This window comes from Natronotalea proteinilytica (assembly GCF_055379935.1).
Genome location: NZ_AP043947.1, coordinates 938,522 through 956,554, shown reverse-complemented (window position 1 = coordinate 956,554; position 18,033 = coordinate 938,522). Strand labels below are relative to the sequence as shown.

Below are 18,033 nucleotides of genomic sequence, written 5' to 3'. Positions count from 1 at the left end.
GCGTCTAAACATACCGGACAATCGGGGACTCGGAGGCACAGGGAGGAAGAACACGAAGCCCCCCACCTTCACAGTCTCCTCATCGTACATGCGGTCTGATGTGCTTTTCTCGGGCGGGCACCATGGATCCGTCGGCTGTGCACTGCATTGATGTGTACGGCGCGCTCTTGCCTTCAGCTACCGGCACAGCGTTTCCCACCGTCTGACCCACTTACTGTTCGTACTCCTGTCTCTGTAGCTTTTGCCATCTGCATGAATTGGTCGCGTCTTGATCGGGTTCTTCCCGGGGTCGTCTTCACATTTGCATTGGTGCTGTATGCACTGACTGTAGCCCCCACCGTCTCGTTCTGGGACCCGGGCGAACGCATCGCGGTATCGAACACCCTGCAAATCCCGCACCCGCCTGGAGCTCCGTTCTACATGCTGATCGGGCGGTTCTTTTCGATGTTCGTGCCCACCGAGTACGTGGCTCTATCGATCAACCTGATCTCCGTGCTCTCCAGCGCCTTTGCGGTGCTGTTCACCTATCTCATCATTCTTCAACTGATCCGGGAATGGCGCGGCCCAAAATCCGACTGGAGCCCGGATGTACGCATCGGAGCCTATGTTGGAGCGGTAGTGGGAGCACTCACCCTGGCGGTGTCTGACTCGTTCTGGTTCAACGCCGTGGAGGCCGAAACCTACGCCCTCTCGACGTTCTTCACCACGCTCTGTGTGTGGCTCGCGCTAAAATGGAGCGAGTACGCTCGTGCTGAAGACCGGGCACTGGCCCGAGGCGTACGCCACGTGCTAGGCACCAAATCCGAACGGTGGCTGCTCGTAATTGCATATCTGTACGGGCTGGCCATTGGAATCCACCTGTTGAGCTTGCTCTCGCTGTTCTTCGTCGCGCTTATCGTGTTCTTTCAGCGCTACGACCAACCCGACTGGAGCACAGCAACACGGCTGCAGTACCTGGCGCTAACGGGCGGTGTGGCCTCCGGAATCTTCTTGCTGCTCTACCCCGGCATCATTCAGGGCCTGCCCTCACTGCTGGGGGCCACAAACACGCCCCTGCTGGTGCTAACCATCATCTTGGGCGGCGTGGCCTATGGCGTGTACATCACGCACACCAAGCGCATGCGCATCGCAAACTTGCTCTTCCTGTACATCGCCCTGGCGCTTATTGGCTACTCCTCGTACGCGCTCATTCCCATCCGGAGCGATATCGACCCGCCGATTGACCAGAACGACCCGTCCTCCATTGAGGCGTTTATCTCGTACATGGGACGCGAGCAATATGGCGATCGGCCTCTCTTCCGAGGCCCCACCTACGATGATCGCCTCGGCCAGGTAGACCGCGACTCCGATGCGCTCTTCCCCCGCCGCTGGTCGCCCGACCCGCGTCATGGACAGGTGTACGATCAGTATAACTCCGATCTGTCGTTCTTCCTGCACCACCAACTCGGGAAGATGTACACCCGCTACTTCCTGTGGAACTTTGCAGGGCGCGCCTCGGACGTGCAAGATGCCCCCGCGGCCACCGGCATATCGTGGATCGATCCGCCCGAAGCAAGCGCCGAACTGGTAGGGCAAACGCCCAGCGAACAAGCCGGACGCAGCGTCTACTTTGCGCTGCCGCTGCTCCTTGGGCTGTTTGGCATCTTCTATCACTTTACGTGGGACTGGCGCCGGGCCTCCGCTGTGGCGGTGCTGTTCTTTATGACCGGCGTTGCGATCATTCTGTATCTCAACCAAACGCCGTTTCAACCCCGCGAGCGCGACTATTCCTATGCCGGAAGTTTCTTTGCCTTCAGCTTATGGGTGGGCCTTGGCGCTACGGGACTTTTGCATCTGCTCAAGGATAGCCTCAACGACAAGCTACCCGATCTTAAGCGACAGGCCAGCCTGTGGGCTGCCGGAGCCGCCATCTTACTGGCCGTACCCGGCTGGATGCTCACCCAAAACTACGACAACCACGACCGCTCGGGGCGCTACCTGGCGCACGACTACGCCTACAACATGCTGAACAGCGTAGACGAAAACGCCATTCTCTTCACCAACGGCGACAACGATACCTTTCCGCTGTGGTACTTGCAAGAAGTAGAAGGCGTACGTCGTGATGTGCGTGTGGTGAATCTCTCGCTCCTGAACACCTCCTGGTATCTGCGACAACTGAAGCACAACCAGGCGCGCGATTCAGCACCGCTCCCCATGTCGCTAAGTGATGAACAGATCGAAAACATCCGCCCGCGCCCGTGGGATGCCCAAGACGTGGCCGTTTCCGTGGATACCGAAACGGTACTCCACAACAACGTAGTACACCCCTCCGATTCAGCCAATGTCAGCTCGCCCATGCGATGGCACCTGGAGGGCCGCCCGTTTGACCAGCAAAGCAATATGCTGCAGATCGCGGATATCGCCGCATTTGACATTGTACGTAGCAATGCGGAAGAAGGCTGGGAGCGCCCCATCTACTTTGCCGTGACCGTGGCCGGAAGCGGGCGCATCGGTCTCGACGACTACCTGCAGCTTGAGGGCCAAGCCTACCGGGTTGTACCGGTAGAGCACGACATCCGATTTGGACGTGTAATCCCCGAAATCATTGAAGAACGGATGCGCGACTTCCGCTATCGGGGGCTCGACGATCCAACGGTTTATCATGACGAAAACGCCCGTCGCATGGCCGACGGATATCGCCTGTTCACCACCCACATGGCCGAACAATGGGCGCAGGATGATCCCGAAGCAGCCCGCGAGTTCCTAGATGCGTTCGTAGCGCGCGTGCCGTTCGAAACGATCGCCGGAAACGTGCAAAGCTATGTGCTCACAGCACAAGCCTATGAAGCAATGGGAGCCACCGATCGTGTAGCCGACATTATGGTGGATCTGGAGCCGCTCGTCTTCGATGAGCTGCGCATGGCACGCGACACGCAAGAGTTTCTCTTTGCACTTCAGTTTGCCGGATCCGTACGGATGAGCTACCTCGACGCCAACCGCCCCGAGAAGGTCGATGCCTTCGATGAGGCGTTCGATGCGCTCCGTCCGCAGCTTCCGTATGACATCCCACAGGAGATCATGCGCGACTATGGACTTGCTGATGACATAGGCCCCGAAGACGTGCCCGATGATTTGCCCGAAGGTCTTCCCCAAGAGACGCCACAGCAGATGCCTCCAGCTGCCCCCACCCCGTAACCGTGCATCTATCACTGCAAAAGAAGGGGGACGAACCCTGCGTTCAGAGTTGCCAATTTTGTGCGCACGAATCGACGATCGGGGGTGTTGGAGAAAGGGTCGACGCCAACCGCCCTCTACGCTCAGTCGGTCCACACATAATCGAAAAGAAGCACAGCGGCGGTGATGGTCGTGCCCGCAAACCCAACGAGCGTAAGCAGTTCATCCTGCGCCGCCACCCAGGTGCCGCCCTGCAAGGCGATGCGTGTGGCTTCCACCACCGACAGAAGCAGCGGCATCAGCACAGGGAGCAGCAACACGGGCAACAGCGGCCCGCGCTGTGTGGCTCGCGCAATGAGCGCGCCCAGCAGCGTGGTGGCTCCGGAGAGCCCGAGCGCGCCCAATACCAGCGTGACAAGCAGCAATCCCGGAGCAGCAACCTGCACATCCAACATCAGCACAAAAAGCGCCACCGCCACCGCGTTGAGCCCGAACACCAACAACAGCGTAAACAGGAGCTTTCCGGCAAACACCATGCTACCCTGCACATGCAACTGAAGCAACAACAGCGTCCCCGTTTCCGCCTCGCTCATGAACGTGCGCCCAAGGCCAATGGACGCTGAAAAGAGAATCACGATCCACAGCAACGCCGATTCCACAGCGGGATCAAGGGTTTCCTGGCCTACGGCAAAGAGCACCAGCGCCAGGGTAGCCAGCACAAACAGCCCCAGCATGTTCAGCGCCACGCGCTTCCGTAGTTCAATCTGTACATCCTTTCGAAAGACCGCGTAGGTACCGGCCAGCCAATCCATCATGCCAAAGGAAAATAAACCAGTCAACATCCAGCGTTGAGGCTGCGTATAGGAACGCATCTCGCTGTTGCTCGGTGCGTAGTACCCGTGTTTGTACAGCACGTTGCGCCTAATCACCTTCTTCGTTTGCTTATCGCTAAGTGCTTATGACCGCCGATACCTGCCTGGGTACGCTGCTTGGAACTGCCGTTGGAGATGCCCTTGGCATGCCTGTTGAGGGCCTCAGCCATCAAAACATCCGGACTTACTACAAAGGCATCAAAGAGTACCGCGACGATGAAAAGCGCGGCGACCTGCAGGCCGGACAATGGACGGATGATACGCAGTTCACGTTTGCTACAGCCCGCGTCGTGTGGACGGCCGCTCCTGCCGACTGGCCCGCCGAGGTTGCCATGGAGTATGTGTCAATGCAGGATAAAGCACGCCGCTGGGGCCCTACCACGACCTCCGCGATTGAGCACCTGGCCCAAGGTACACCGCCCAGCCGATCGGGCAATGCCGAGCGCGCTACCAACGGCGCCGCCATGCGCGCAGCTCCGCTTGGCCTCTGGTGGGCCGCCACCCAGGCTACGCGTGATGAAGCGTTCCCACCAATTCGCAACCTCCTGCGCGTAACCCATGCCCACCCCGCGGCGCTGGCTGCCGGATGGGGACAAGCCGCTGCCACACGCTACTGCGCCATCACCGGCCTCGATGACTTTGATCCCGATGACTTCTGGGTCACCATCACCGATGCCACTGCCTGGGCAGAAGCGCAACTGGGCGACGACACCCGCGTGTCCGATCGCCTCCGCAGCCTTTCCGACCAGCTCAACGAGTTTCCACTCGACTTGCGCGATCTGTGCAACGGCGCTGGACTGGCTGCCGATGAGGCCTGGCCGTTTGCTGCTGCTATGGTCGCCCGCGCACCCGATCTGCTCGAAAACACGCTGCTTTCGGGCATCAACGTAGGCGGCGATGCCGACACCACCGGCGCTATGATGGGTGCCCTGCTGGGCACGTTGCATGGTTGGGAGGCTTTTCCCACCGAATGGAAAGAAGGGCTCGAAGGCGCCGATCATCTGCGCGTGCAGGCCGAGGGGCTCGCCGAATCGCTCGACCTGCCCGCATCCTAAGTAGCTCAGCAAAAATACGTTTACACCTTGTCATCGCGAGGAGGGAGCCTGCGACCGACGTGGCGATCTCATGCCTTGCGATTGGGCAGTGCCGCCAGTTTGAAAGTACAAGATTGCCACGTCGCTGGCGTTCCTCGCAATGACATACTCAAAGGTTCTTTTGTGTGTCTACCTAAACCGTTGGCTCTATCCCCAAACCCATCTCCACTCCCCATGGCTAACTTTGCAACCGGCGACCTCGTCCGACTGAAATCTGGAGGGCCCACCATGACTGTTACCCGGGTGGTTGGCGACCCCACCGGCAACCCGCAGATGGACAATCTCCTGCAGAATCAGGGCTTGAAGGAAGGCGATGTCATCTGCACGTGGTTCAATACCGACGATGAAAAGCAAGATTCGGGCTTTGCGGCTGAGGCGCTAACGCGTGTGGATGCAGACGGATAAGGGATGCTCACACGTCTCCCTGCGAGTCGGCTATCTGCTGCTGGGTTTTGATTTCACGGGGTAGCTTCAGAAAAAGGAAGTGGACGGCCAGTGCCAACTCTACAAAGTGCCCCACAAGGACCAGCAGAACAATCGCCAGCAGCGCCGGGATGAAGGCGACAGTGAGTACGACAGCTAGCCAGAGCGTGGCACTGACATACAAAAAGGGCTGAAGCGTCTCCGCGATAATTGTACGCTTCGCGGCTGTAGACAGTGCATCGTACGCCTCCTGATTCGGCACATTCATTGACGAGGGCACCGCCCAGACGGTCCACGCCGCGCCGTAGCAGATGCTCGCTACCACCAGCACTCCTGCAATTGAGATGTCTGCCCCAGCAAGAATCTCGACTCCCTGTATCCGACCCGATGCCCAGTGCGCCAGGGTCAGTCCCACCAGTCCGGCATTCACGATGTGCAGCCAACGGTAGATCATGGGGTTCTGTTACGTGTCAAGGTCTGGATTGCACCGCGCCACTGATCGCCCGGGATATCCGCTCCGCTTCTGATCCCGAGCTAAGGAATCCCATAGCCGGGGACCGCTTGCGTCCCCGGCGATTTGTACGGCGCATGTGATAGGCACTGCAGAGTTTTAGAAGCCAGGCCGACCGACGCAGCGCATCGCTATGAGGGATCATCTCCGACACGAGCGTAGCGAATAAAGATCTACCCCGAAATGGGCGGGACAGTTGTTTTAAAAGTAGCTGCTGAGCGCCGAGGAGATGTTTCGACGCGCTCCGGGCCTGGGGGCCCTCCGCTTGCTCAACATGACAAACATGTGGATCGGGATACGTTGGTGCGAATTCCGCATTCTCTCATTCTCGTGGCGATGCTCCAGCGTCGCCACGTTTTTTGGGATGCTCCAGCGTCCCCAGCGTCGGACGCAGAGCGTCCAGTTTTTCGTCGCGACGCAGAGGGGCCGAAGGTCATGCCGGTTGTACATCGCGACGAGGGTAAACTTTGCTTCCTGATTACACATCAAGAGCGCGCCATCTTTGCGCGTTCGGCGGCGGTGACAACACCTTCGGGCTTGGGCATGAAGCGCGGCTCTGTGGTAGACGGCGGGTCGAAGACGCCCACAAAGCCGATTTCGGTATCCAGAAAGTAGCCCGTCTCGGCCTCCACCGTGCGCTGCACCCGGTCGATGAGCGCGCACACATCAGCCGCCGTCGCCCCACCGCGATTCACGAAAATGTTGGCATGGCGGTGCGTCACCTCAGCGCCTCCTATGCGCATGCCCTTCAGCCCACACTCATCGATGAGCCGTCCGGCACCGACGCCCTCAATCTTTTTGAAGATGGACCCGACGCTGGGCTCGGTATCGAGCGGCGGGTGGCGCAGCGAACGCCATTCCAGGTTCTCGTCCATGATACGCCGCATGCGCGATTTATCGCCCGGCTCCAGCTGAAACGTAGCGCTAAGCACGATGTCGTCACAGTCGTGCAGAATCGAATAGTCGTAGTCGAAATTGAAGTAGTCCAGGCCGACCGTGCGGCGCGTGCCCGCTTCGGTCAGGATTTCGGCCTCGGAGACCACCTCCTCGATGAACATCGTCCGCTCGCGCTCGGGGGCTGGCGATAGAAAGTGCAGGTTTTGCCACAGCGCGCCACCCACGGTAGAGGGGATGCCCACGTAGTGCTCCAACCCCGAAAGCCCCGCCTCTACCGCCGCATGAATCACATCCGGATACATGATGGCACCGCTCTCCGTCCAGAGTTGCTGCGTCTCGGGATCGATGCGTATCGCATCTGCCGCATTGCGAATGACGAGTCCGCGCACACCGAGATCTCCGATGATCAGGTTGGCTCCGGTGCCAAGGACGTGGTGCGGGATCTGCAGCGAGCGGGCCACAGAGAGAGCGGTGGCGAGTTCATCGGCAGACTGCACCTCCCAGAACAAATCGGCAGGGCCGCCAATCTTGAATGTCGTGTACGGGGCAAGGGGGACATCCCGTTGCAGCGCCGCTCCGGCATGGGGCTTCAACGCATCAATAGCACGGGCAAGCGTCGCATCCGAAAGCGTAGGGGCGGTGCCGTTTTGGTGATACGGAGGGGGAAATGAGGGCATGAAGGTAACAACACGATAGACAGCAGAATGCAAAGACGTCTCTGCAACGAGCCAACCCGTTCAGTTGTGCCACGCTGCTTGGTGCTGAACTCTGAATCGCCATACGCATTACATCAATGCTATACGCCATGTACTTGTCACCGAACAAACGAACGCGCTATGAAATTTTTCATCGATACCGCCAACCTTAACGAAATTCGAGAAGCCAACGACCTGGGCGTGCTTGATGGGGTAACAACCAACCCCTCACTCGTCAAGAAGGAAGGCAATATCGACTTCCACCAGCGCGTGCGCGAAATCTGTGACATCGTGGACGGCGATGTGTCGGCGGAAGTGACGGCTACCGACTTTGCGGGCATCATGACGGAGGCGCATGAACTGGCGCAACTCCATGACAACGTGGTGGTGAAGGTGCCGCTTATCCGCGAAGGCATCAAAGCCATCCGGGCGCTCTCTGACGAAGGCATTCCCACCAACTGCACGCTCTGCTTCTCGCCCATGCAGGCGCTACTCGCCGCCAAAGCCGGAGCCACGTACATCAGTCCGTTCATCGGACGCATCGATGACATTTCGTCCAACGGGATGCAACTCATTGAGGAGATCGTGGACATCTACGACAACTACGGCTTCGAAACCGAAATTCTGGCGGCCTCCATTCGGCACCCTATGCACGTTAAAGAAGCAGCGCTGGCCGGAGCCGATGTGGCGACGATTCCATTCGGCACCATTCAGAAGCTGCTGGAGCACCCGCTTACCGATCGCGGCCTGGAGCGCTTCCTCGACGACTGGAACGCGTATCAGGAAGAGCTGGCTGCCGAGGCGGCGTAACCGCTGATTTGCTGGGGGGCTTCGTATACTTTACTGTTGCTTGTTGTGTGCCTTATGGAATTTCTTGCCCTTGGCGAAACCGACGATATCGCCGCTAGCTGTCATTACTTAGACCTGCAGGGCACTGGAATCTTGCTGGATGCGGGGGTGGATCCGCGCACCGACGGGTCCGACTCGCTCCCCAGCTTTGACCTTGTGCACCGCTCCGACGATCGGTTTGTAGACCATGCGTTTGTCACCCACGCGCATCACGATCACATGGGGTCGGTGCCGGTGCTGTACCGCGAGTTTCCGCACGTCATCACGCACATGACGGATGCCACGCGGCGCCTGCTGGAGTTTCTGTTGCCGGCCTCGGCCCGCCTGCAGGCCCGCCGCGTGCGCGAGGGCAGCAGCAAAGCCGATCCGCTCTTCACCGAGAAGGAGGTCGAGCCCCTCAGCGATCTGTACCTGACGCACGCCCTGCAGAAGCCGTTCGACGTCACCGGCCTCAAGGGGGATGTGCCGGTTAAAGCCCAGTTCTACACGGCCGGACACATCCTCGGCGGGGTGGGCGTTGAGCTGACGGTGGATCCGGATAACGACGCCACGCGCATCTTCTACACCAGCGACACCAAGCTGAGCGCGCAGTCGATCTTGCCCGGTGCGCAGTACCCCGACGAAACGGATGTGCTGATCCTCGAATCCACGCTCGGCAACGACGAAGAGGCCGCGCAGACCAGCCGGGGCGAGGAGATGAAGAAGTTCACCGAGGCGCTGCAGCGCACGCTTAACCGGGGCGGCACCGCGCTCATCCCAGTCTTCGTGATGGGTCGTGCCCAGGAAACGCTGGCTGTGCTCGACCGCCTGAAGCGCCAGAACAAGATCGACGAGGATGTGCCCATCTACACCGCGGGGTCGATGCGTGCGATTGCCGATCTGTACGATCAGACGCGCACCAGCACCCCCCGCGTGGATAGCAACTTTCGCGTGTTTGGCGTCGATCAGAAGCGACTGCCGCGCAGCACCTCTCGCAAGGAGGAAGCCCTGCAGGGCCCCAGCATTCATGTGCTTAGCAGCGGCATGATGTTCGAGCCGACCCTTTCCAACCGGATTGGGCGGCGCATCATCGACGATCCCAAGAACGCCGTTCTGCTGGTGGGCTACTCCAAAGAAGGCTCGCCCGCGGCCCGTCTGTTTGATGCCGCCCAGAACGGTAGCGAATCGTCCGAAGTGGTACTCAACCCCGAAACGGGCGCCCAGCCCGTGCGCTGCACGGTGGAGCGCTTCCGCTTCTCCGGACACAGCAACCGTCACGAGCTGCTGCAGGTGGTCGAGCACATGGCGCCGCGCGAAGTGATTCTCGTCCACGGCGAACCCGATGCCCGCGACTGGATGGAGGAGCACATCCGCGCCATCGACGACTCGATTACCGTCCACCAGCCCAAGGGTGGTGTGCCCATCGACCTGCTAAACGAGCGGTCGGATGTGTCGGCGTAAGGCCTCCCTGAACTTTTTCTACGTAGTGCTTCAACGCCCTTGTCATCGCGGCAGGGGCGTTTTTGGTTTGGGGGGATGGTTTTTCTCTGCAGCTTTGCGTGAAGTTGCATGTGTGTGAGAGGTTGCGTAATCTTTATAAAATCGCCACTATCATTTACACGCGCTGCACATAGCGTGGCATGTCCGGATACGGGCTGCTGTCATAGAATAGATTTGGCTGTATGCTGGCGTTTTTTCTAAATGCGTGCTATGTCATGTGGTACGATGTGTATAAGTTCTATGGCTAATAAAAACTTCGCGACTCTAACATGGGTATTTTCAGTTGGTTTGCAAGAAAAAGTGTTTCTATTAATTCTCGTAAAGCACTTCAAAGACAGTATTTTGAAATGAGAGGTGAAATTGGAGATGAAGACACTCTGGCTAGTTGTCTAGATTCACCTTCAGTTTCCGGTTATGTGTTTGGGTTCGTAGCTCAAATTATACGTATGCAGAAGATAGGATCACGCAATGCCAATAAGGCAATGATTGCAGCACTTAAGGAGGTGTTTGGTGAACGTGATGCTGCACGCTTGTATGAGTCAATTGACTATTATGGCCACAGTAATTTAAAACGGGAATTTAATTTGCATGCGGACATGGGCGAGCAAGATGCCGAAGCTTTTGTCCTGCGAGGCATCGAGACAGACATGATGAAAAGCCTGATTCGTGATTGTTTAGACGGCAAAGAATAAATTACTTGCAGAATAAGACCCCAAATATGAAGTGTCTTGAATTAGCAAAGCAGTTTTCTCGCAAAGTGCACGATAAAAGTCAGACGATCCTTTACAGTCCGGTTTAAATAAACTGTTCTAAGCGGTGTCTCTTAGATAAAACGTATTGGCTTTCACGATCAGCAGACCCCGAATCGTGTCGTTGATACGCCTGTGTTTGAGTACGTGAAGTAGTTCGCCTGGATATGACCGCTACTCAAACTCTGCCGGAGACCCTATAGATAGAGTATTCTCGTGCCTGATTCATATCTATCTTCTGATGCCTGACATTTTTCTACACATTCCTAAAACTGGTGGCATGAGCGCCCAGACAGCTCTAAAGTGGGTGTACGGGCCTGGATCTGTTCATCATCTGCCTGATATGGGGGATAAGCTCAATCATTGGAAAGCGACCGAGGCACCGAAGCGTGTTCAAATGCAGGATCTCGTTACGGGACATGCACGGTACGGGCTCCACCGACATCTTGTGGGCAAATGCCGGTACTTCACCATCCTAAGGCATCCAATCGAGCGAGTCGTGTCGCACTACTTTTACAACCGTGCCCGAAATCCAAACTCTCTTTTAGCCTCTCTTCCATTGCAGGAGTTTTTGCAGAGTGATCACCCCATCACCGACTCAAACCGACAGGTGCAATTTCTCTCTGCCATGGATCCAGAGACTGATTCTGAAGCTGCTCTCGCCACAGCGAAGAATCGGCTCCAGAACGAATTCGCTGCTTTTGGACTTACCGAACGCTTTGATGAAAGCCTTCTTCTATTCCGAAGGCGCCTGGGGTGGTCGCGCATGCCCTTCTATGTCTACCGAAAAGTAAATACCGACCGCCCCTCAACTGACGAACTGTCTCAGAAGACTATTGAGGCTGTTCGTACCCATAATGAGCTTGACTTGGCCTTATATCGCTTTGCCCAAGAGCGATTTGAGACGCTCTGGGAGACCATATCCAAGGAAGTTGATGAGGAACTGCACCGTTTTAGACGGTGGAACAAAGTCGTTAAAGTTATCGCTCCACCTTTTCTATGGCTTTACCGAAACGGAAGAAAGCTTCTTAACTAAATCACTGTATAGCAGGATACAACACACCATGAACCAACTCCCCCGCCACCTCACCGCTGTCGTCCTTGCGGCCCTGCTCATGGCAGGCTGTGATCTCTTTGGAGAGTCTAAATTAGGGACGTGCGACGTCATCAAGGAAACACCGCTTATTGAGATCACGAGCGCGACCGCCGTCTCGTCCAACGAGTCCATCTCCACCATTTCGCTGACTGATTTCGTTGTCGAGGAGGATTCCGTTAGGGTGCAGTTTCCAGGCCTCCGTGAAGGAGAAAACGTCGAGGTAGAGGGGGATTCGCTCGTATGCACCGTTCCCTGCTCGTTTGCTCGCCAACAAGCAACGTACGCGTTCACTGCTTCTGCTCCCACCTACAAAAGCAAGCGCGTGGATCTTGGCGATGTAGAGTATGCCAATCGCGAGGAGCAGGGGCCGTGCCCGCGTCTCATTTTCAGTGGCAGTGAAGAAGTCAGCATCAGCCTTACCCAGACGCAAGAGGCTCCATAATTCATCCTGACGCCGATAGGCAGACGGATCTCAGCGCCAACCGCCCATGCCCAGCAAGACCATGCGCGGTATGGGGCTCCTCGTATGTCTGTAACCCAGCCCCTCTCACGAAGCAAACCGCACCTCGATGAATCGAACAGACGCTCTTTCTGTTCTCGTACTTGCCTTCGTTGTTGTCCTCCTTGGATGCCAGAACGAGCGTGCCGATACGACGGCCTGGCTCGAAGACCTCCCACGCCTGTCTCTGGAGGAGGTGGATCGCTTCGATGAACCTCTGTTCGGATCGATTTCAGCCATCGCGACGGATGCAGAGGGACGCGTCTACGTCGCAGACGGACAGGCCCTTCAGATTTCTGCCTTCGATGCTGATGGCTCGTTTCTCTACACCGTTGGGGAATCCGGTGACGGACCCGGCGAGTTTTCTTTTCTTTCTGACCTTGCCGTCTTCAATGACACGCTTTATGCCTACGATTCCATGGCACGCCGCATGAACCTGTGGCCAACAGGGAGTCCGGAGTTGGGCCGGATGTGAACGCCAAAGGAACCGCTCTCTGACCGCACGCTCATAGCGCGCGACACACATGGGGCTCTCTGGGTCGAAGATGGCCCCACGGTCATTCGGAGCATGGACGATCGGGATCTGCAGAACAAAGCCATTCTAAGCCAGACAAAACCCGATGGAAGCTTGCAGGACTCCGTACATGCTGTAGAAGGCACCGACAACTTTATTGTCCAGAATGAGGACGGGGCCATTTTTCATGCACTGCCTTACTACCGTGAATCCCATTTTGCGTTTGCCCGCGATCGGCTGTATCACCACTGGTCGGGACACGCTGTCGTGGATGTGTATAACACAGAACTGAATCATCGCAACCAGATTACGATGCCTCACGATGGGGCTGCCCTCACGTCTTCTGATCGGCGAGACATGATCGATAGCGATTGGCAACCCGCACACATGGCATCTGACTTCCGGCAGGTGCTCCGCGCCCGCATCCCCGACCGCTGGCCAGCCACTCGCGGTTTTTTCGCCGATGACCGGGGCCGTGTTTGGCTTGGTCTGCGCGACATTGCCGAGGACACAACCGTATGGGTCGTCACCGATGCAGAAGAAAACCTACATGGGTGGGTCGATATGCCACAATCCATTCAGCTTGAAGCCGCACAGGGGGATATCGTTTATGCCGTTGACCATGAGGATGCATCAGGCGGACCGGTAGTGGTCAAATATGAGTTGCAACAATAACACGCACAAGTGGTCGCGCTGATAGAACGCCTGCTTGAGGAGAGGAGCGAGAAGTGATTTGTGCGGTGATCGCATTCCTCCAAAGCCCCTCCCAACAAAAAACAGGGCGAGCGAACAAAACGAAAGAGAGTACTCTCCCCGTTTTGCCGCTCACCCGTCTTGCAGTCGTCCAGAGGCGCGTGTTGGAGCCTCGGAACGTTATGACGTGGTTATCTACTTCAGATCGAACCGATCCAGCGTCATGACCTTCGTCCAGGCGTCCACGAAGTCATGCACGAACTTCTCCTCGGCGGGATCAGCCCCGTAGACATCCGCAACAGCGCGGAGGCGGGCATCCGATCCAAAGATGAGATCGAAGCGGGTGGCTTCCCATTCGACATCGCCAGTGTCGCGGTCGCAGATCTCGAACACCTGCTTGTCCTCATCGACCGGCTCCCACGTGTAGTCCATTGAGAGCAGGTTCTTGAAGAAGTCGTTGGTCAGCGTGCCCGGCTGATCGGTGAGGATGCCGCGGTCGGAGTCTCCGTAGGTCGCACCCAGCGCACGCATACCGCCGACCAGTACCGTCATTTCCGGCACGGTCAGGTTCAGCAGCTCGGCTCGGTCGACCATCCGCTCTTCGAGCGTGTCGTAGAGGTCGTCATAGTCGCCACCGAGGTAGTTGCGGAAGCCGTCGGTTTTGGGCTCCAGCACCTCAAACGACGTGACGTCGGTCTGCTCCTGCGTGGCATCGGTGCGACCGGGTTCAAACGGCACCTCTACGTCGTATCCAGCCTTGGCAGCAGCTTGCTCAACAGCTGTGTGTCCGCCTAGCACGATCAGATCGGCAAGCGAAACGCGCACATCATCAGAACGGGCGCTGTTGAAGGCCTCCTGGATCGCTTCATACGTCTCCAGTACAGTCTTCAGTGCGTCCGGCTCGTTCACCTCCCAATTGCGCTGTGGCGCGAGGCGAATCCGGGCTCCGTTCGCTCCGCCGCGCTTGTCACTATCGCGGTAGGTACAGGCGGACGCCCAGGCCGTTTTCGCACGCTGCGCGATCGAAAGATCCGTGTCCAGGATTTGCGCTTTGAGCTCAGCGATCTCCTCGTCCCCAATCATGTCGTAGTCGGCACGGGGAAGCGGATCCTGCCAGATCATCGTTTCATCGGGCACTTCGGGACCCAGGTACCGCTCGGGCGGCCCCATGTCGCGGTGCAGAAGTTTGAACCACGCTTTGGCGAACGCCTCTTGGAACAGGTCGGGATCCTCCTGAAAGCGTTCCAGCACCTCGCGGTAATCGGGGTCGTGCTTCAGCGCCAGATCCGTTGTCAGCATCATGGGCTGCTCGGTTGTGGACGGATCTTGTGCACCGGGGGCGTGCTCGATTTCGTCTTGATTGACCGGCTTCCACTGCCATGCCCCTCCAGGACCTTTGACAGAGACCCAGTCGTGGTCCAGCAGGTTATCGACATAGCTGGTATCCCATTGCGTGGGAGTGGCGTTCCACGGCCCTTCGATGCCGCTGGTAATCATCCCACCAATATCGCCAAACTCATGCTGCCAGCCCAGGCCCTGCTCTTCGATGGGAGCGGCCTCGGGCTCCGGACCAAGATGCTCCTCAGGGTTGTCGGCGCCGTGCACTTTTCCAAAGGTGTGTCCGCCGGCAATGAGCGCAACGGTTTCCTCGTCGCTCATGGCCATCCGCGTAAACGTCTCGCGGATGTTCTTAGCAGATCCCTCCACATCCGGCTCGCCGTACGGCCCTTCGGGATTCACGTAGATGAGCCCCATCACGGTATTTGAGAGCGGATCTTTGAGTTGCCCGACCTTTCCTTCGCGGAAGCGATGGGGCGAGGTGGTTTCCCATTCCTCTTCGGGCCCCCACAGAACCGCCTCGTTGGATTTGAACGCGTCTTCGCGACCACCTGCGAATCCGAACGTCTCGAAGCCCATCGACTCCAGCGCGACGTTGCCCGCAAGAACCATCAGGTCGCTCCACGAGAGGCTCCGCCCATACTTCTGCTTGACCGGCTGCAGCAGGCGGCGCGACTTGTCGAGATTGATATTGTCGGGCCAGCTGCTTTCCGGAGGAAGACGCTGGAGACCGCCTGAGGCGCCCGCGCGGCCATCCGCTGTGCGGTACGTGCCGGCGCTGTGCCAGGCCATGCGAATGAAGAACGGTCCGTAGTGTCCATAGTCAGCGGGCCACCAATCCTGAGGCGTGGTCATCACCTCGTAGATGTCCTCCTTGACCTCCTCAAAGTCCAGTGATAGGAAGGCCTCTGCGTAGTCGAAATCTGCGTCGTACGGATTCCCACCGTAGGCATTGTCGTCAAGGATGTTCAGAGGCAGCAGGTCGGGCCACCAGTCATGATCGCTAAACCGATTGCCGGTGACCTTGTCCGCCCCTCCGCCATGGACCGGGCATCCGCTTGCCCCATTCCCCGAGTTGCTTGATGGAGACTGCTTTTGAGAATGCTCCATAATGTACCTCACTGATTGTTTTAAGTACGGCCACATGAAATGTAAGAGCCCATCCGGAGAATGCGTAGCGAAGTTGATATATACTCGCTAAAAATCCGATCCAGATTGGATGTGGAAAGCGCACGCGGGGAGCAGGCCCGCCCCCCATGCGCGCCTCCCATAATGCTTGCACCCGGTGCGCTGCTGTACTATACTAAATCAGCATCCAGATCCCATAAACCCGGCATATTGCGTTTAGTCCAACCTCTTGACATAAGACCGAGCCGACATCGCCCATCGCATAGTCATGCCAGGGTGTTGCGCGGACTTTCTTGATGTGTGATATGTGACGTGGGTTGGTTTGAGGATAGGTTATGCGACAACTCACAGACAGACCATATCGATGAGAAAATTCGCCCTCGCTTTTTTGATCAACGCGATTCCGATCCTGGTTTTGGGGCAGGATCTCCCTGATGCCTATCCACCTCCGATTGATCGAGGCACCTATTACCTGCAGGTCGCCCAGACCGATTCACTTGAGTATCCTGACCCTCCGTCTCTTCCCGATTCGGTTTCGCCAACCGATTACTCCTTTCTGAAACCGCCGAGCGAGGATAAGAAAGTTGGAGGAGTGTGGAAGATCGCCTTAACAGATAACAACCCCGATCTTGCAGGTACCGATACCGTCTACGTTGACCCAAAGGCTCACAGTTCAACCCCCTACGCCTCGTTTTCGCTGGCAGATTACTATCCCGAGCATGAACTTGTCCTATTTGAGTCCCGGGAGAATAAGTACAGGCGGTACGTGGTCGTAGCGCGTGGGACGGGGGAAGTCGCTGTTGCGTTTGGTCCCCCTATCTTCTCACCAAACGGGAAGTGGTTCATTACGATGGGGGGCGATACGGTTTCGGGATGGTCACCAAAGGGATTGCAGTTGTTCGCTGTGAGAGAAGGCTGGTTCAATGAAGTGATCCATTTCAGAACAGGAAGTATAAAATTCAGAACCGGACGGAGGGCTCGATCTAGAGAGATGGGAGGGCCCGTGCGCTCCCTGTGGGTTGATGAAGATACATTTCAGTTGGAGATGCTACAGAAGCGGCTAGAACCGGGACGGTCCGATTCCTACACACATTATCGCGTCAATATTCAGAAAGGAGAAGACCAGGCAGATTAGGCAGCGTCTGAAAACTCTCCGCGGGCTGCGCGCCGTCGGATAGCCCGTCTCGGCTGAATGTCCACGTTATGGTGCGTGGCAACATCCGCGAGCGGCAGCTGTTTTCTAATTGTTATGGCTATAGTTCAAACCAAACAAGAAACGCGCCTCATTTTTGAAGGACTCATTAATCACTGAGGCGCAGCTATGGACCGTGATCAGATCTTCCATCGCGACCCCGATATTCTCGGCGGGACACCGGTCTTTACCGGCACGCGCGTTCCAGTGGATTCGCTTATTCAGCACCTTAAGCATGGAAAGCGGCTGGAGGAATTCCTCGACGACTTCCCCTCTGTGCAGCGTGAGCAAGCCAAGGCATTTTTAGATCTTGCTCAGGAAGAGTTGGTACGCGCAAACACCTCTGAAGAAAAAAATCTCGCAGACGATTTTAGCTTTTCATATCCCGAGGAAGATGAGTAACCAAGCGCCTTTAGACCACGCGTTACACAATGAAAGAGTCTGTAAATGTGTCGATGAAGGCGGTTTTAATGACTGGGTTGTGACTACCGCCTTCTATTCCGCCATACATTTCGTTGAGCACGAAATTTTTCCTATTGAGAATCTGGATGGATCCATAAAGCATAAACTAAGGTCTGATCTAGTCTACAGACATCTAATTTCAGTTGCAGGCGAATACAACTGGTTGAAGAATACGTCTTGGACGGCCCGGTATAATAAATATCAGATAAGCGACAAGATGAAGAAGAAGGCAAAGGATTGCTTGCAGTCGATCAAGGGAGTGTGTACATAAAGCTTTTCCCTTCTAAATCGAGCTAATCCATATAAGCACGTCGCTACAGGTGACAAGGGGCTGAAGCGTGGGCTATGCGAGCAAGGTATTCGACCGTTTCTACGAACCAAAGTAGCGA

The 18,033-nt window shown here is 57.0% G+C and carries 16 protein-coding genes; 12 read left to right on the top strand and 4 right to left on the bottom strand.

Translation table 11 applies throughout. From position 1 onward, the window contains the following. The first annotated feature begins 252 nt into the window (after positions 1 to 252). Positions 253 to 3,174, top strand: a complete 2,922-nt coding sequence (locus ACZ5AL_RS04015; protein ID WP_464512337.1) for a glycosyltransferase family 117 protein — start codon at positions 253 to 255, stop codon at positions 3,172 to 3,174. A gap of 122 nt (positions 3,175 to 3,296) precedes the next feature. Here ACZ5AL_RS04015 and ACZ5AL_RS04010 read toward each other — a convergent pair whose 3' ends face one another. Further along, positions 3,297 to 3,968 (bottom strand): heme exporter protein CcmB, encoded by a 672-nt coding sequence (locus ACZ5AL_RS04010; protein ID WP_464512335.1) that lies wholly within the window; start codon positions 3,966 to 3,968, stop codon positions 3,297 to 3,299. A 143-nt stretch (positions 3,969 to 4,111) separates the two neighbouring features. Here ACZ5AL_RS04010 and ACZ5AL_RS04005 point away from each other — a divergent pair, with 143 nt between their 5' ends. Then, positions 4,112 to 5,080: an ADP-ribosylglycohydrolase family protein gene (locus ACZ5AL_RS04005; protein WP_464512334.1), complete on the top strand. Its 969-nt coding sequence runs from the start codon at positions 4,112 to 4,114 to the stop codon at positions 5,078 to 5,080. A 213-nt stretch (positions 5,081 to 5,293) separates the two neighbouring features. Further along, on the top strand, positions 5,294 to 5,524 hold the full coding sequence (locus ACZ5AL_RS04000) for a YodC family protein (protein ID WP_464512333.1): 231 nt from the start codon (positions 5,294 to 5,296) through the stop codon (positions 5,522 to 5,524). A 7-nt stretch (positions 5,525 to 5,531) separates the two neighbouring features. Here ACZ5AL_RS04000 and ACZ5AL_RS03995 read toward each other — a convergent pair whose 3' ends face one another. Both ACZ5AL_RS03995 and murB read right to left on the bottom strand, forming a co-directional pair. Continuing rightward, entirely contained in the window at positions 5,532 to 5,996 is a 465-nt protein-coding gene (locus ACZ5AL_RS03995) for a hypothetical protein (RefSeq protein WP_464512332.1), read from the bottom strand. 542 nt (positions 5,997 to 6,538) lie between these two features. Then, on the bottom strand, positions 6,539 to 7,627 hold the full coding sequence (gene murB, locus ACZ5AL_RS03990) for a UDP-N-acetylmuramate dehydrogenase (protein ID WP_464512330.1): 1,089 nt from the start codon (positions 7,625 to 7,627) through the stop codon (positions 6,539 to 6,541). Between the two features lie 159 nt (positions 7,628 to 7,786). On the opposite strand from murB, the gene fsa reads away from it, so the two are divergent. From fsa to ACZ5AL_RS03955, 7 genes are all read left to right on the top strand, one after another. Beyond that, positions 7,787 to 8,455 (top strand): fructose-6-phosphate aldolase, encoded by a 669-nt coding sequence (gene fsa, locus ACZ5AL_RS03985; RefSeq protein ID WP_464512329.1) that lies wholly within the window; start codon positions 7,787 to 7,789, stop codon positions 8,453 to 8,455. 54 nt (positions 8,456 to 8,509) lie between these two features. After that, complete coding sequence (locus ACZ5AL_RS03980) at positions 8,510 to 9,934, top strand: MBL fold metallo-hydrolase (RefSeq protein ID WP_464512328.1); 1,425 nt, start codon at positions 8,510 to 8,512, stop codon at positions 9,932 to 9,934. Between the two features lie 308 nt (positions 9,935 to 10,242). Beyond that, a complete protein-coding gene (locus ACZ5AL_RS03975) occupies positions 10,243 to 10,665 on the top strand; it encodes a hypothetical protein (RefSeq protein WP_464512326.1) in 423 nt (140 codons plus the stop codon). Between the two features lie 298 nt (positions 10,666 to 10,963). Then, complete coding sequence (locus tag ACZ5AL_RS03970) at positions 10,964 to 11,758, top strand: sulfotransferase family 2 domain-containing protein (protein ID WP_464512325.1); 795 nt, start codon at positions 10,964 to 10,966, stop codon at positions 11,756 to 11,758. Between the two features lie 28 nt (positions 11,759 to 11,786). Beyond that, positions 11,787 to 12,260, top strand: a complete 474-nt coding sequence (locus ACZ5AL_RS03965; protein ID WP_464512324.1) for a hypothetical protein — start codon at positions 11,787 to 11,789, stop codon at positions 12,258 to 12,260. A 127-nt stretch (positions 12,261 to 12,387) separates the two neighbouring features. Continuing rightward, complete coding sequence (locus ACZ5AL_RS03960) at positions 12,388 to 12,792, top strand: 6-bladed beta-propeller (protein WP_464512323.1); 405 nt, start codon at positions 12,388 to 12,390, stop codon at positions 12,790 to 12,792. Between the two features lie 93 nt (positions 12,793 to 12,885). After that, positions 12,886 to 13,506 carry a hypothetical protein gene (locus tag ACZ5AL_RS03955; RefSeq protein WP_464512321.1) on the top strand — a complete coding sequence of 207 codons (621 nt, stop codon included), beginning with the start codon at positions 12,886 to 12,888 and terminating at the stop codon, positions 13,504 to 13,506. A 213-nt stretch (positions 13,507 to 13,719) separates the two neighbouring features. Here ACZ5AL_RS03955 and katG read toward each other — a convergent pair whose 3' ends face one another. After that, complete coding sequence (gene katG / locus ACZ5AL_RS03950) at positions 13,720 to 15,972, bottom strand: catalase/peroxidase HPI (RefSeq protein WP_464512320.1); 2,253 nt, start codon at positions 15,970 to 15,972, stop codon at positions 13,720 to 13,722. A 406-nt stretch (positions 15,973 to 16,378) separates the two neighbouring features. Here katG and ACZ5AL_RS03945 point away from each other — a divergent pair, with 406 nt between their 5' ends. Then, positions 16,379 to 17,125, top strand: a complete 747-nt coding sequence (locus tag ACZ5AL_RS03945; protein WP_464512319.1) for a hypothetical protein — start codon at positions 16,379 to 16,381, stop codon at positions 17,123 to 17,125. A gap of 186 nt (positions 17,126 to 17,311) precedes the next feature. Next, positions 17,312 to 17,584 (top strand): DUF433 domain-containing protein, encoded by a 273-nt coding sequence (locus tag ACZ5AL_RS03940; RefSeq protein ID WP_464512318.1) that lies wholly within the window; start codon positions 17,312 to 17,314, stop codon positions 17,582 to 17,584. Positions 17,585 to 18,033 lie beyond the last annotated feature (449 nt).

Excerpts from the sequence above, each read along its gene's own strand:
- ACZ5AL_RS04015 (WP_464512337.1), top strand. The coding sequence starts at position 253 with ATGAATTGGTCGCGTCTTGATCGGGTTCTTCCCGGGGTCGTCTTCACA.
- ACZ5AL_RS04010 (WP_464512335.1), bottom strand. The coding sequence starts at position 3,968 with ATGATGGATTGGCTGGCCGGTACCTACGCGGTCTTTCGAAAGGATGTA.
- ACZ5AL_RS04005 (WP_464512334.1), top strand. The coding sequence starts at position 4,112 with ATGACCGCCGATACCTGCCTGGGTACGCTGCTTGGAACTGCCGTTGGA.
- ACZ5AL_RS04000 (WP_464512333.1), top strand. The coding sequence starts at position 5,294 with ATGGCTAACTTTGCAACCGGCGACCTCGTCCGACTGAAATCTGGAGGG.
- ACZ5AL_RS03995 (WP_464512332.1), bottom strand. The coding sequence starts at position 5,996 with ATGATCTACCGTTGGCTGCACATCGTGAATGCCGGACTGGTGGGACTG.
- murB (WP_464512330.1), bottom strand. The coding sequence starts at position 7,627 with ATGCCCTCATTTCCCCCTCCGTATCACCAAAACGGCACCGCCCCTACG.
- fsa (WP_464512329.1), top strand. The coding sequence starts at position 7,787 with ATGAAATTTTTCATCGATACCGCCAACCTTAACGAAATTCGAGAAGCC.
- ACZ5AL_RS03980 (WP_464512328.1), top strand. The coding sequence starts at position 8,510 with ATGGAATTTCTTGCCCTTGGCGAAACCGACGATATCGCCGCTAGCTGT.
- ACZ5AL_RS03975 (WP_464512326.1), top strand. The coding sequence starts at position 10,243 with ATGGGTATTTTCAGTTGGTTTGCAAGAAAAAGTGTTTCTATTAATTCT.
- ACZ5AL_RS03970 (WP_464512325.1), top strand. The coding sequence starts at position 10,964 with ATGCCTGACATTTTTCTACACATTCCTAAAACTGGTGGCATGAGCGCC.
- ACZ5AL_RS03965 (WP_464512324.1), top strand. The coding sequence starts at position 11,787 with ATGAACCAACTCCCCCGCCACCTCACCGCTGTCGTCCTTGCGGCCCTG.
- ACZ5AL_RS03960 (WP_464512323.1), top strand. The coding sequence starts at position 12,388 with ATGAATCGAACAGACGCTCTTTCTGTTCTCGTACTTGCCTTCGTTGTT.
- ACZ5AL_RS03955 (WP_464512321.1), top strand. The coding sequence starts at position 12,886 with ATGGACGATCGGGATCTGCAGAACAAAGCCATTCTAAGCCAGACAAAA.
- katG (WP_464512320.1), bottom strand. The coding sequence starts at position 15,972 with ATGGAGCATTCTCAAAAGCAGTCTCCATCAAGCAACTCGGGGAATGGG.
- ACZ5AL_RS03940 (WP_464512318.1), top strand. The coding sequence starts at position 17,312 with ATGGACCGTGATCAGATCTTCCATCGCGACCCCGATATTCTCGGCGGG.